The organism is Flavobacterium sp. RHBU_3 (assembly GCF_046613565.1).
GTDB lineage: Bacteria > Bacteroidota > Bacteroidia > Flavobacteriales > Flavobacteriaceae > Flavobacterium.
In genome coordinates this window covers 292207-305508 of sequence record NZ_JBKJHC010000003.1, presented here as the reverse complement: position 1 = coordinate 305508, position 13302 = coordinate 292207, and the positions used below count along the sequence as shown (strand labels likewise).

The following is a 13302-nucleotide window of genomic DNA, read 5'->3' as shown; positions in this document are numbered from 1 at the left end:
AAAAAAGCCCCCCTTATTGTTATAAGAGGGGTATTACCGCCCATACTATCCATTTCCATATTTCGGGCGGCGACATTTTCGGGGATCGCGCAATCTATTTTCTGGGGGTGTTGTACATGTATATACGTAAAGGTGTGCCGGGCGGTTTTGTTTTTATAAAAAAAAAATAAAAAAATCCCCGGGCGCTTCACCCGGGGACTATGTAAGAAAATTACGCACTGTCTTAAAAAAACAGTTTTTTTGTTACCCTGCCTTTATCGGTATCTATTTGTACCAGTAGTACTTGCTGCGCTACGTTCAGGTTTTCGGTAGTGCCGTGCAGGGCATTTATTTTTTGGGTGTACAGCAGCCTGCCGTTCAGGTCGTATACGGTAACGTTGTTTATTATGGTGTTTGTGGCAGTAACCTGCAAGGCATTGTGGTCTTTGTATAGTGTTACCGCAGGGGCATCGGTTACGGTAGCGGTACTTAGCGCCTGGGTAGTGTACACTACCTCAAAACGGTTGTTAAACTCACCCTGTTCACTGCTAAAGGTATAATCATATTCACTCAGGTTACGCAGTATGCCTTCGGTTGTATCGCGTAGGTAAATGTTTTGGTCACCGTTAAAAACTCCTTCGGTATGGTCCAGGCTTATGGTATACTGCCCGGCTGCGGTGGCTACAAAGCCCAGCGGCACCACATCGGCCACCTCAAACCCAGGGCGTGCCTGCACAGCCAGGGTATTGTTTTCGGCAAGGCTGTACAGGGTTATGTTGTTTCCGTCAGTCAGGCTGCGTCCGTCATAGCCGTAGTCTATTCCGGTTGTGGCTTCGTCCATGTATGCAATGGCCATTTGGCTAAAGCCGTTATTAGCATCGGTAAGGTTCAGCCAAAGTTTGTCTGCCTGCTGTTGCTGTGCCATTTTCATAAATGCCTGCCCAATTGTTGGTATCGGTTTTCGCATACTGTTGTTAAAGGTAAGCACTGGGCTGCCCGTAACACCGCTTTTGGTTTGTACTATAAAGCCCTGTCCCGGTGCCAGGAGCCAATTGGTATTTGTACCACTAAAAAACGGAACTGCATTTTGTCCGCCGGTACTGTTGGTAGCATTTTGTCCACCGCCGTTTGCGGTAAAGGCTGCAAGGGTAAGCGTGGCATACGTTGTAGAGGTGGCGCCGTTTCGCTTGCGCCAAATGTACAGCGCGCTGCTTTGGTTCAGGACATCTGTGTTTTGGGTAAAAAACTCGTATACGCTTATAGGAGAGGGGTAAGGATTTCCTACTGAGGTATAACGGTTTGCATTTACAGACAGCGGGATAGTTATTGTACCATTGTTTGGCATGCCTGTAAATGTGCCGATAAAAGTTACTGATGTGGTTCCTTGATTATATCCTGCGGTTTCCAGAGCATTAGGCATGCGTATAAGGTAGCCTTTTGCCGGTGTAAAGTTTGTAGTCGAAGGATTTACAGGCCAGTAGCCTTCAAAATTTTCTTCAGCCCCGTATTTATATTCATAAAAACGGGTGGTCACTGTCGCCGGACTGAATTCCAGCAGGTTTTGCCCCACTACCGGCGATGACCACATGGTGTAATCCAGCCTGTAAAGCGAGTTGCTGTTTTTGTGCAGCACTATTTGCCCGGTGTTAGTTACGTTATTGGTTTGAACCAATGCGGCATTGTTTTGTATCTCGAAATGCGATGCATCGCCATTATTAAAAAATTGGTTGTCTACGGTAAGGTTCTTGCCTGTTTCTACAATTAATGATGCTGTGCTTTGCAGGGTAAGGTTGTTGGCTACGCTTACGTTTCCGTCCAGTGTTTTTTGCCCCGCCCCCGAAAGGGTAAGGTAACCGTATTTCTGGCTATTGCTTAGTACGGCTATAGTTTGTGTAGTTCCGTAGTATTCTACAGTACTGCCGCTGCTAAAGCTGTGCGTGCCGTATCCCGAAGGCAGGGTAGCAGTACCACCTATTTTTAGGGTGCCGCTGCCCGAAAGTGTAAGTGTTCCAGCCGAAGCTGAGTTAGCGCTATAAGTACCCAAATCCAGCGTTCCTCCTGATATGGTAAGGTTTACGGGGCTAATGCCAGCGCTGAGGTTTACCGTACCCGAAGCTACCGTTAAGGCGTTTAATGCGCTTACCGTACTGCTCCCCGGAAATGATGAGGTACCCGAAAGTTGTAGTATCAGTGTGCCGTTATCAGTCAGTGTGCCGCTGTTAGTATAGCTGCCCGTTATGGTAAGTATTGCCCCGCTGTCTATAACAAGTGTAGCACCATTGTTTACGGTAAGTGTAGCCAAAGTTTGGTTTTGTGTAATACGCAGTGTGCCGCCAGATTGTACTGTTACCGTTGCTGTAGAGGGTAATGCACCTGCTGCGTTGTTTAGTTGCAGGGTTCCGGCTTCTACAACCGTGTTACCGGTATAGGTATTGGCGCCTGAAAGTATTACGGTGCTGTTTTGTTTAAGGTACAGGCTACCTGCGCCGTTTATAATACCTGAAATACTAAGGGTTTTGGCGTTGTTACCGTATACATTAATAGTATTGCCAAAGGTATTTACGTTACCATTAAGGGTAAGGTCGCCGCTAACGGGGTTTATTTCGGTAGTAGTATCCAGTGAAAGCTGTACATTAAAGGTATGGTTTACGGTAGAGTAGTTTTCTATTTTGGCTCCCGCATTTTTAAAGAAGATTTTTTTACCATTATCAGTATTTATGGTACGCGACCACGACGCCGAACTTTCAAAATAAATACGATTCACACTGAAATCATCGTTTGAATTCAGGTTCATCGTAGTTTGGTTGTTATTAGAAAAGTGCAGGTAATGGTAAGAGATGCAGTCAGGCCTTTTACGGTTACCACCCCAGTTAGCATAATACCATTGTCCGTCGCTGCCACCATCGCAGGAGCTGCCCCATTCCCAGTTGCCATTAGGTGCTTCGCTACGCCAGTACACATCGGTTTGTGCAAGCGCACTGTATCCAAAAAGTATATAAAATAGTAGTAGTAATTTTTTCATACTGAAATAATTAGTTTTGGTAGTATTCAAAATTTGGTTATGTAAAACTACACCTATTTTAATATTAATGAAATATTCAAACGATTGCGAAGTATTCTACAACGTTTGCGTGTTGATAAGTTTTTATTTTAAGCTTTATTTTTTAAGGATTTGATATTTATGGAATTAAGGATTGGCAGGTGTGCGAATTATAATTTATTTAAAGGTTTAGTAGCCATATAAAATACAAAAGCCCTTAAAAAAGGGCTTTAAATTATATTTCGTCGTCTTCGCTGTCTATGTCATAGCCCAGCGGTTCTTCGCTTTCGTCTTTGTCAAATTCAAAGAAACTAAAAATACTGCCACCGTATTTTTTATCAAACGAGAAATTCATCAGGTGCTCCATTTTAGTGTACTTGCTATGCTCTACAATCATCATGCCGTCTTCGTTCAGCAACTCGTTTTCAAACACCAGCGATACAATTTCTTCAAACTGCTCTTGCGTAAAGTTGTACGGTGGATCGGCCACTATAATATCGTATACCGAACGGTGGCTTTGCAGAAACTTATACACATCGCTTTTAATAGCGGTAATAGGCAGGTCAAAGCCCGCAGCTGTTTTTTTTATGAACTTTATACAACCAAAGTCAGCATCTACCGAAGTAATAGCTGCTGCTCCGCGTGACCCAAACTCATAGCTTAGGTTACCCGTACCGCTAAACAGGTCGAGTACCTTAAGCCCGTCAAAGTCAAAACGGTTATTCAGTATGTTGAACAACGATTCCTTACTCATATCGGTAGTAGGCCTTACGGGCAGGTTGTTTGGTGCACTTATGCGGTGACCTTTAAATTTGCCGGAAATAATCCTCATGCGTTCAGTAGAATAAAGTTTGTTAAAGCGTCTTTTTGGTTAGTTTGCCACTTGGCAGCCAGTGCTGTGGCATCGTATAGGGCTACATTACGCATATAAGTATACGCTAATGTATATAGCGGACTTTCTATGTCAATATTGCCCAGCAGTGCTACTTTTATAGTCTCTGGGTTCAGTTCAAGTTGTTCAATGGTAAACAGCAGATAGTATAAAAAATCTTCCGCCGATGCATACTCAAACGAGTTGAACAATAAAAGTTTTTGTCCGTAGGATACCACAATCTCAAAATGCGTGGGCTGTATGTGTACAAATACCTGCTTTTCAAATGAATTTTTAGAAGCATCGAGCAGTTTTTCTACCAGTATACTGTTAGCGTTGCGGTATTCAAAGGCTCCCAGGCGGTCTACCAGGTAGTTGTTTATGTTCATTAGCGGCACATACACATTGGTAATGTCATAACTTGCCAGGTTGTCCCAGGCATAGGCATCACCTTCAAATACGCGAGTGTTGTATTGCAGGTAACTGCCGGCAAAGTTTTCATCAAACAGCGCGGTAGGTACCAGTGCGTTAAAAGCGTTATCGTGTAGTACAATGGCTTCATCAAACCCCAGCCTGAGTTCAGGGTATTGTACAAAGGTGCGCCAAAGCTCGTCTTCCAGCGGAACGGTTTTGCTAAACGGTATATGGCTTACCTGTTTAATCTCGCTGTTCAGTGTATCAAGCACACAAAACGATACCCCTGCGGCAGAGGCCTGTAGTACGAGTTTTTTAAAATGCTTACCGGTTATGGTGTTCATATTTGTGTAGTGTGCTTGGCGCAAATTTACATTCTTTTTTGGTTTAGCCTGCGGGTTGGGTAAAATGATGTTATCTTTGAGGGGCAAAAAATAACAATTCCTTAAAAGTGACCCCCGTACAGTTTTACCGCATCTTACACGATAATTTCCCGTTTACACCTACTGAGCGGCAGAATATCTTTTTGCAGCAGGTAGCGTGGTTTGTGGTAAACGGCGGCCGCGACGACCTTTTTGTACTAAAAGGTTATGCCGGTACAGGTAAAACAACCATTATAGCTAATCTTGTAAACAACCTTAACGCTGCCCAAAAAAAGTACGTACTGCTGGCGCCTACAGGTCGTGCAGCCAAAGTAATTTCGGGGTATGCGGGCAGGCAGGCATTTACCATACACAAGCGTATTTATTTCCCTAAGAAGGGGAGTGGCGGACAGGTAGGTTTTGTAATGCAGCAAAATAAATATAAGGACACTATATTTATTGTAGATGAGGCTTCGATGATATCGGATACCGGTTCTGATAGTAATATGTATGTAAACGGCTCTCTGCTGGACGACCTGATGAGCTATGTATACAGCGGGCAGAATTGCCGCATGATACTCGTGGGTGATACAGCACAGTTGCCTCCTGTTAATTCCGATCTTAGCCCTGCGCTCGATGAGCGTGTGCTGGGGCAGGCGTATTTTAAGGAAGTGCAGCACATAGAACTTGATGAGGTAATGCGCCAGGCTGAGAAATCAGGTATACTTTACAACGCTACCGAACTACGCGAACTGCTTAAGGAAGATTTTTTTGATGAATTCCGGTTTAAGTTGCGCGGGTTTAAAGATATTATCCGGCTGACGGATGGCTACGACATTCAGGATGCTATACATACTGCCTATAGCAATTATAGTATAGAAGACACGGCATTTATAGTGCGCAGTAACAAACGTGCCAATGCCTACAACCAACAAATACGCGCCCGCATACTGGACAGGGAAAGCGAACTGTCTACCGGAGATTTACTCATGGTGGTAAAGAACAACTATTTTTGGCTGGATGAAAAAAGCGAAGCCGGCTTTATAGCCAACGGTGATATTATAGAGGTACTGGAAATTTTCAGGATAGAGGAGCTGTACGGGTTTAAGTTTGCCCGTGTAAAGGTGCGCCTTGTAGATTACCCTAACCACCTGCCGCTGGAAACCGTACTGCTACTGGATACGCTGACGAGTGAATCGCCATCGCTTACCTATGAAGAAAGTAACCGTTTGTACCAGCAGGTGCAGGAAGACTACCAGCACGAACCCCAGTACCGCCGCTTTTTAATGACGAAAGCCAATCCGCATTTCAATGCCTTGCAGGTAAAGTTCAGTTACGCCATAACCTGCCACAAAAGCCAGGGTGGGCAGTGGAATACGGTGTTTGTAGAGCAACCCTACCTGCCCGACGGTATAGACCGCGATTATATACGCTGGCTGTATACTGCCATAACACGTAGCCGCGAAAAGGTGTATCTGATAGGGTTTAAGGATGAATTTTTTGAGGAGGATTGATTTGTGTTTGGTTGTTCCATTCCGACCGAAGCACAGCTTAGTGGAGGAATCTCTTTTTTTTTATAATAGCATTTGAGATGTCTCAATTCCGCTGCGCTTCATTCGACATGGAACAACGAAGCGATCCAAATTTTTGTCATAAACTCACAGTCTGATGAAACAGTATAGGATTAAGTTTTTTAAGTTTGACTAATAATTAAGCAGAGTAAGCATTCCCATTTTTTGGAGGGGAATGCGAAACCGAAAAATAGAATATGAAAATAATAGCCGTAATACCCGCACGATATGCCAGTACCCGTTTCCATGCCAAGCTAATGCAGGATTTGGGTGGCAAAACCGTTATTACCCGCACGTATGAGGCAGCGCTGAATACCGGCCTGTTTCATGATGTGTTTGTGGTTACCGACTCTGATATTATTTATAACGAGATAACCGCTAACGGTGGCAAGGCCATTATGAGCATTAAGGAACACGAAAGCGGCTCAGACCGTATAGCCGAAGCCGTGGAACACATGGATGTAGACATAGTGGTAAACGTACAGGGCGACGAACCGTTCATCAACAAAGAGCCACTTGCCGATGTACTGGAGGTGTTTAAAGCCGATATGGCGCATGAGGTAGACCTGGCATCGGTAATGTATGAGATAACCGATTGGGATGAGATAGAAAACCCAAACAACGTTAAGGTAATAGTAGACCAAAAAGGTTTTGCACTGTACTTTTCGCGTTCGGTAATTCCGTACCCAAGGGATAAGGAAGCCGGAGTGCGTTACTTTAAGCACGTGGGTATTTATGCTTTCCGTAAGCATGCGCTGCTTGACTTTTACAAGTTGCCCATGCAAAAATTGGAAGCGAGTGAAAAGCTGGAGCAATTAAGGTATTTAGAATACGGTAAACGCATCCGTATGGTAGAAACCAACCACGTGGGGGTAGGTATAGATACCCCTGAGGATTTGGAAAAAGCAAAGAAACTATTGGGAATATAAAGACTTAATGCCGTACTATACGGCATTATTCTTTTAATAGCTTTTGTATTTCGGCGTCCAGTTCCTCTTCCATGGTGTCGCTGTACCCGCCCTCATGGTGTTTAATAATACCATTTTTATCTATAAGGTACAAACTTGGGTAGCCTGATATTAAATAACTTTCAGAAATTTGCTCTGTAGCAGACGCTAACGTATAAGTTATCTCTGCACGCTTTCTGTAAGCATCAAGCTTTTGTTTTGCTTTGGTATATTCGTCTACAGGATTAAGGCCTATAACCACAATTTGGTCTTTGTATTTTTGTTGCAGTGCGCTTAGTTTAGGTGCTGCTTCCTGGCAGGGCATACAAGCCATATAATAAAAATCAAGCAATACTATTTTCCCCTTATAGTCTTTAAGCGAAATGGGTTTTCCGTCATAAAGCTTTGCAGTAAAAGCCGGAGCTTCGGTTCCCGGTTCTAGGAACAGCTCATCGTAGCTTTCTTCTTCGTATTCTACTATTTTATATCGGTAGCTGTATTTGCTAAAGTTGGCTATAAGTTGCTGCTGGTTTACAGTGTTAAAGCTTATGTTGCTCAGCAGCCATTCGTTGTATTGATACTGGTCTTTCAGGTGCGCTAAAAAAGTAATCCTTTCTACCAGCTTTTTTTCTTTGTTTATGTAAGCTGTCAGCTTTCGGTTGAGGTCATTGCCATCCGGTAAAGGATAAATAACCTTTAAGTATGGTTTGCCTGAGATGATAGTATCGGAAATCTTTTTGTTTAATGTAATCATCTTTCCTGAGTTAAGAAAGAATGTTTTTATCATTTCCCCACTATAATAGCTATCCATCTGGTTATAATCCCCCTCGGCAAGGTTATAATGCATAATTGTTTGATCCTCATCAGTAATAATATACGTAGAGTTGTTATTGTAATAGCAGTGCACATCATATTTAGCACCCCTGGCACAGTCGCTTACATCTACCCATATTGATGCTTTGTATACTGTATCTTTAGGCTGCCGTAGTATTTTACAATTGCCTTTAAATCGTATTATGGAGTCGTTGTCAAAATGTTTTATACCATAGTTTATGTCATAATCTACAGATGCTGCCTTTTCATATTTTAAAGCAACTTCCTTTAGCAGTACTTCATTCGATTGAGCACTACAGATAAGAGTAATACAAAATAACAGCAGAGAGGTTATATATTTCATGTAAGTTTTGGTTGTTGATAAAGTAAAAATATAAAAAAAAGGACACTTTGTGTAAAGTGTCCTTTCCTTAGTTTAGTTTCCTGATTTTTTTTATATAAATATATTAAGTAAATAATATACAAGTGCTGCTACTAAGGCCGATACCGGTATGGTAAGCACCCATGCGTATAGCAGGTTTATGGTTACACCCCAGCGTACCGCCGATACCCTTTTGGTTACACCTACACCAATTATAGAGCCAGTAATTGTGTGTGTAGTAGATACCGGGATTTTAAAGTGTTCTGTAGAGAATAGGGTAAGGGCACCAGCTGATTCGGCAACTACACCTTCAAAGGCGTTAACCTTAGTAATCTTAGATCCCATAGTCTTTACAATCTTCCAGCCACCGCTTAGCGTACCCAGTCCTATTACGGTATAACACGCCAGAGGAATCCACTCCGGCATCTGGCTTTTAATACCTTTTTCTTCATTAGGTAGTACTACCTGAAGCCACTCAGGCATAGTACTTACATCGTGATGCATGGTGTTAAGGTAAACCGCAACAGCAGCTGCTATAATTCCCATAACCTTTTGTGAGTCGTTACCACCGTGCCCAAGGCTGAATGATGCCGAAGACAGCAGTTGCATGCGTTTAAGTACGGTTTCGGCTTTAGCGGCAGAAAACGAACTGAACACAAGGTTAAATATGGCAAGGCTGTAGAATATTATGGCTACCAGCATCCACTTTATGTTTGCGGGTTCCAGTACAACCGACCAGAAATGACTTTCAAAGCGTGGTTTCTTAATGTGGTCGTATCCTTCCCATACTGAATACAGGAATATAAATGCCACTATCATAAGTAATACGGTAACAATCTTCGGGCCTATGTTTTTGCGCGAAGAATACATCATCCATATAGAGATGAAGTAGGAGATAATCATACCCACTATAGGTGCAAGGGCAATAAATGCGATAACAATAAGTACGCCGCTTGGTAGCAGTTCTCCTGCTTTAGGGGCTTTGTACCAGCTTACTATCTTCCATCCATAGTGCTCCGGGTCTGTAACATTACCTGAAAAACCGTGTGCTAGTGCCGCGCCTGCAAAACCACCTATAAGCGTGTGCGATGAAGACGATGGTATACCTTTCCACCATGTAAACAGGTTCCAGATTATTGCGGCAATAATACCCGCAAGGATAACGGTAAGGTTAATGCTGCCTGTGTGTGCGGTTTTGGCTACCGTATCGGCTACACCAAATCCAAATACCCAATAAGCAAGGAAGTTAAAAAATGCCGCCCAAAGCACCGCCTGGAAAGGTGTAAGTACCTTTGTGGCTACTATGGTAGCAATAGAGTTTGCCGCATCGTGAAAACCATTAATATAGTCAAAACCAAGGGCAAGTATTATAATTACAATAAGTAATGTAAACATAATTGTGGGGTAAAAGGGGTTGTGTTATGAATGCTTCACGGCTATGGACTCCAGCACGTTTGCCACTCCTTTGCACTTGTCTATAGCTGTTTCCAGCGAAGAAAGCACCTCTTTATACTTAATGATGTTTTTGGCATCGGTTTCGTTTTCAAAAATGTCGGCTACAGCTTTATCAAACACGCTGTCGCTTTTTGCTTCAAGTTTGTAAAGCTTCTTACATGCATCGGCTATGTTGTTTAGCTTTTTCATATCTTTAAGATCACCTACGGCAAGCTGTATAAGCTGTGTAGCTTCAAGAGTAATTTCAGTCATCTTGCGCATGCTCTTAGATATCTTTTCTACCTGGTACAGTTTCATACGGTTAGATGCACCATAGATGTAGCCGGCCACGTTGTCTATAGCACTAATAAGTGCGTGAATGTCTTCGCGGTCAAACGGGGTAATAAAGTTACGGCTAAGCTCCAGGTTTGTATTGTGTGTTATCTGTTCTATGACAGCTTCAAGTTCTTCTATTTTCTTGTAATAAGCGTCCCTTTCCGGTTTTGGAGCGTTGATGGCCTCATGAAGGGTTTGAGCCAATATTACTAGATTTTGGGTTGCCTGCTCAAATAGCGGGAAAAATTTCTTGTCTTTTGGTACAAGGAACTGGAAAATGTTGTTTATAGACATTTACTTTTAGTTTTATGCGGCAAATGTATGAACCTAATGTTAAGGAATTATTAACCCGTATTAAACCTAACGTTATGAATGTTAACAAGAGGTTAAGTCTTTGTTTTTGAAAAATTGTAGATATTTTTAGGTAAATAAAAACAAATTCGTATTTTAGTGATGTAAAAATTATTTGTTTTTAAAAATACTCAAATTTTATGGATATAAACTTCAATAAGAACGAAGACCATAATAAACTTTTGCTGTCAGATTTGAGGCAAAAACTTAATAAAGTGTACCTGGGTGGCGGTGAAAAGCGTATTGAAAAGCTTCATGCCGAAGGTAAAATGACGGCTCGCGAACGTATAGAATATCTCCTTGACAAAAATACTAAAAGTATTGAAATAGCAGCATTGGCAGGAGATGGTATGTATCAAGAGCACGGCGGCTGCCCCGGGGGTGGTGTAGTGGTAAAAATAGGATACGTTTCTGGTAAGCAATGTGTGGTTGTGGCTAACGATGCTACGGTTAAGGCCGGTGCGTGGTTTCCTATAACCGGGAAAAAGAACCTGCGTGCCCAGGAAATAGCTATGGAAAACCGTTTGCCCATTATATATCTTGTAGACAGCGCGGGCGTGTACCTGCCTATGCAAGATGAAATTTTTCCGGATAAGGAACACTTTGGGCGTATATTCCGTAACAATGCCATTATGAGTAGTATGGGTATTACGCAGATAGCTGCTGTTATGGGAAGCTGTGTTGCCGGAGGTGCGTACTTGCCTATTATGAGTGACGAAGCACTGATAGTGGATAAAACCGGCAGTATTTTCCTTGCAGGTAGTTACCTTGTAAAAGCAGCCATAGGCGAAACAATAGATAACGAAACGTTAGGTGGGGCTACTACGCATTGCGAAATATCCGGAGTAACTGATTACAAAGCCAAAGATGACAAGGATGCGTTAGATCGTATTCGTAGCATAGTTAGTAAAATAGGCGATTATACTACGGCCGGATTTAACAGAATTAAAGGGGTTAAGCCTGCATTTGATATAAATGAGCTTTATGGCGTGCTGCCACGTACCCGTACCGAGCAGTATGATATGATGGAAATCATCAAGCGATTGGTAGACAACTCCGAGTTTGATGAATACAAGGCAGGCTACGGCCAAACTATTATTACCGGTTATGCCCGTATAGACGGTTGGGCTGTAGGTATCGTAGCGAACCAACGCAAAGTGGTAAAAAGCAAAAAAGACGAAATGCAGTTTGGCGGAGTGATTTATTCTGATAGTGCTGATAAGGCTACGCGTTTTATAGCCAACTGTAACCAGAAGAAAATTCCGTTGGTGTTTCTGCAGGATGTTACCGGTTTTATGGTGGGAAGCAAAAGCGAACACGGCGGTATTATTAAAGACGGTGCCAAAATGGTAAACGCTGTAAGTAACTCGGTTGTTCCTAAGTTTACTATAGTGGTAGGTAACAGCTACGGCGCGGGTAACTACGCTATGTGTGGTAAAGCATACGACCCAAGGCTTATAGCTGCCTGGCCAAGTGCAGAACTTGCAGTAATGGGAGGTGCTCAGGCAGCAAAAGTACTGTTGCAGATAGAAGCAAGTTCGCTTAAGGCAAAAGGTGAGGAGTTGACTCCGGAGAAAGAAGCCGAGCTGTTTAATAAAATAAAAGCGAAGTATGATGCACAGGTATCTCCATACTATGCTGCAGCCCGCCTGTGGACCGATGGTGTTATAGATCCTGTAGATACCCGTACCTGGGTAAGTATGGGTATAGAGGCGGCTAACCACGCGCCTATAGAAAAGCAATTTAACCTGGGTGTAATTCAGGTGTAATGAATTAACGGAGTTATTATTAAATAAAAAAGGACTAAAGTGGTAATTTCCATTTTAGTCCTTTTTGCTTAAGTTGTTCAGCAGAATACTTAAATTATCTTTTTTATTACTCTTAGCTTATGGCTATGTCGCTTGGTGTCTACGTTATAAATGCCCAGGTGATCCAGGCGGTCTATACGTACTTTGCCATGCGCATGTATTATGTAGTTGTCTTCCATAATTATACCTACGTGGATAATCCGGCCTTCTTCGTTATCAAAAAACGCAAGGTCTCCGGGTTCACTTTCTTCTATAAAGCTTAGGGCTTCTCCCTGGGTAGCTTGCTGGCTGGCATCGCGCAGCAGCTTATAACCATTCAGTTTATAAACCATTTGTACCATGCCCGAACAGTCTATGCCAAACGGAGTTTTACCTCCCCACAGGTAAGGCGCATTAAGGTACATATATGCCGTGTCCAGTATTTGGCTTTTTCCTTTAATGCCTGATACGCGTAATCCGTCAAATGCAAATTGCTCAGGGTTTAGGTTTGCATCGTCCAGTGCTGTAAGCGCTGCTCCCATAGGTATGGGAAGCAACTGGTTATTTGCAGAGGCCAGGTATTCTATTAAGTCGCCGTTCATTACCGGGTCGGTTTCCTGTAGATGGTTGTAGGCAACTTCACTAATCGTAAGATATTGCTTGTTGTCTATCCAGCCGTTGTAACCGTCATACCCAAGTTCTATACGGCTCCATTTTTCGGTTTGTTCCAGTATTTTGAAATGTTCGCCAAACAATACCTGCGAGGTTAGCTCACTGCGGTCACTGGGTTCCAGCCTTAAGGGTACAATAGCAAGGTTACAAATACCAAACATCCTCTGAATTTATTATTTTCTATTTTTTATTTTCTATTGAAATTGCTGTAGCGGTTTTTCGCGTTGCTACAAATATAGCAGTTAATTCGGAAGCTTCTTAACATGCTCTACCCATAAACGAGGGAATTATTAAAAAAATATCCACAATAAAAAATCCGAGATATAGTACAACCATATCCCGG

10 protein-coding genes are annotated in these 13302 nt (G+C 42.6%); 3 read left to right on the top strand and 7 right to left on the bottom strand.

Features of this window, described 5'->3' with window-relative positions; all coding sequences use genetic code 11:
• Positions 1-223: 223 nt before the first annotated feature.
• The 3 genes from ACLI1A_RS05670 to ACLI1A_RS05660 form a co-directional block, all read right to left on the bottom strand.
• Positions 224-3001, bottom strand: coding sequence for an autotransporter-associated beta strand repeat-containing protein (locus ACLI1A_RS05670; RefSeq protein ID WP_411406996.1), 2778 nt, complete (start codon positions 2999-3001; stop codon positions 224-226).
• 253 nt (positions 3002-3254) lie between these two features.
• Positions 3255-3851, bottom strand: coding sequence for a 16S rRNA (guanine(966)-N(2))-methyltransferase RsmD (gene rsmD, locus ACLI1A_RS05665; protein WP_411406994.1), 597 nt, complete (start codon positions 3849-3851; stop codon positions 3255-3257).
• Positions 3848-4648 (bottom strand): DUF3822 family protein, encoded by an 801-nt coding sequence (locus ACLI1A_RS05660; protein ID WP_411406992.1) that lies wholly within the window; start codon positions 4646-4648, stop codon positions 3848-3850. Before ACLI1A_RS05660 ends, rsmD begins: the two co-directional genes overlap by 4 nt.
• A gap of 107 nt (positions 4649-4755) precedes the next feature.
• Here ACLI1A_RS05660 and ACLI1A_RS05655 point away from each other — a divergent pair, with 107 nt between their 5' ends.
• Together ACLI1A_RS05655 and kdsB are read left to right on the top strand one after the other, a co-directional pair.
• Positions 4756-6180, top strand: coding sequence for an ATP-dependent RecD-like DNA helicase (locus ACLI1A_RS05655; protein ID WP_411406990.1), 1425 nt, complete (start codon positions 4756-4758; stop codon positions 6178-6180).
• A 254-nt stretch (positions 6181-6434) separates the two neighbouring features.
• Complete coding sequence (gene kdsB / locus ACLI1A_RS05650; protein WP_411406988.1) at positions 6435-7166, top strand: 3-deoxy-manno-octulosonate cytidylyltransferase; 732 nt, start codon at positions 6435-6437, stop codon at positions 7164-7166.
• A 25-nt stretch (positions 7167-7191) separates the two neighbouring features.
• Here kdsB and ACLI1A_RS05645 read toward each other — a convergent pair whose 3' ends face one another.
• The 3 genes from ACLI1A_RS05645 to ACLI1A_RS05635 form a co-directional block, all read right to left on the bottom strand.
• Positions 7192-8361: a TlpA family protein disulfide reductase gene (locus ACLI1A_RS05645; protein WP_411406986.1), complete on the bottom strand. Its 1170-nt coding sequence runs from the start codon at positions 8359-8361 to the stop codon at positions 7192-7194.
• Positions 8362-8451: 90 nt separating this feature from the next.
• Entirely contained in the window at positions 8452-9774 is a 1323-nt protein-coding gene (locus ACLI1A_RS05640) for an anion permease (RefSeq protein WP_411406984.1), read from the bottom strand.
• A 24-nt stretch (positions 9775-9798) separates the two neighbouring features.
• Positions 9799-10443 carry a DUF47 domain-containing protein gene (locus ACLI1A_RS05635; protein WP_411406982.1) on the bottom strand — a complete coding sequence of 215 codons (645 nt, stop codon included), beginning with the start codon at positions 10441-10443 and terminating at the stop codon, positions 9799-9801.
• A gap of 197 nt (positions 10444-10640) precedes the next feature.
• Between ACLI1A_RS05635 and ACLI1A_RS05630 the strand changes: the two genes are divergently transcribed.
• Positions 10641-12269, top strand: coding sequence for an acyl-CoA carboxylase subunit beta (locus ACLI1A_RS05630; RefSeq protein ID WP_411406980.1), 1629 nt, complete (start codon positions 10641-10643; stop codon positions 12267-12269).
• 89 nt (positions 12270-12358) lie between these two features.
• Here the strand turns inward: ACLI1A_RS05630 and ACLI1A_RS05625 are convergent, their stop codons facing one another.
• Positions 12359-13120 carry an NlpC/P60 family protein gene (locus tag ACLI1A_RS05625; RefSeq protein WP_411406978.1) on the bottom strand — a complete coding sequence of 254 codons (762 nt, stop codon included), beginning with the start codon at positions 13118-13120 and terminating at the stop codon, positions 12359-12361.
• Positions 13121-13302 lie beyond the last annotated feature (182 nt).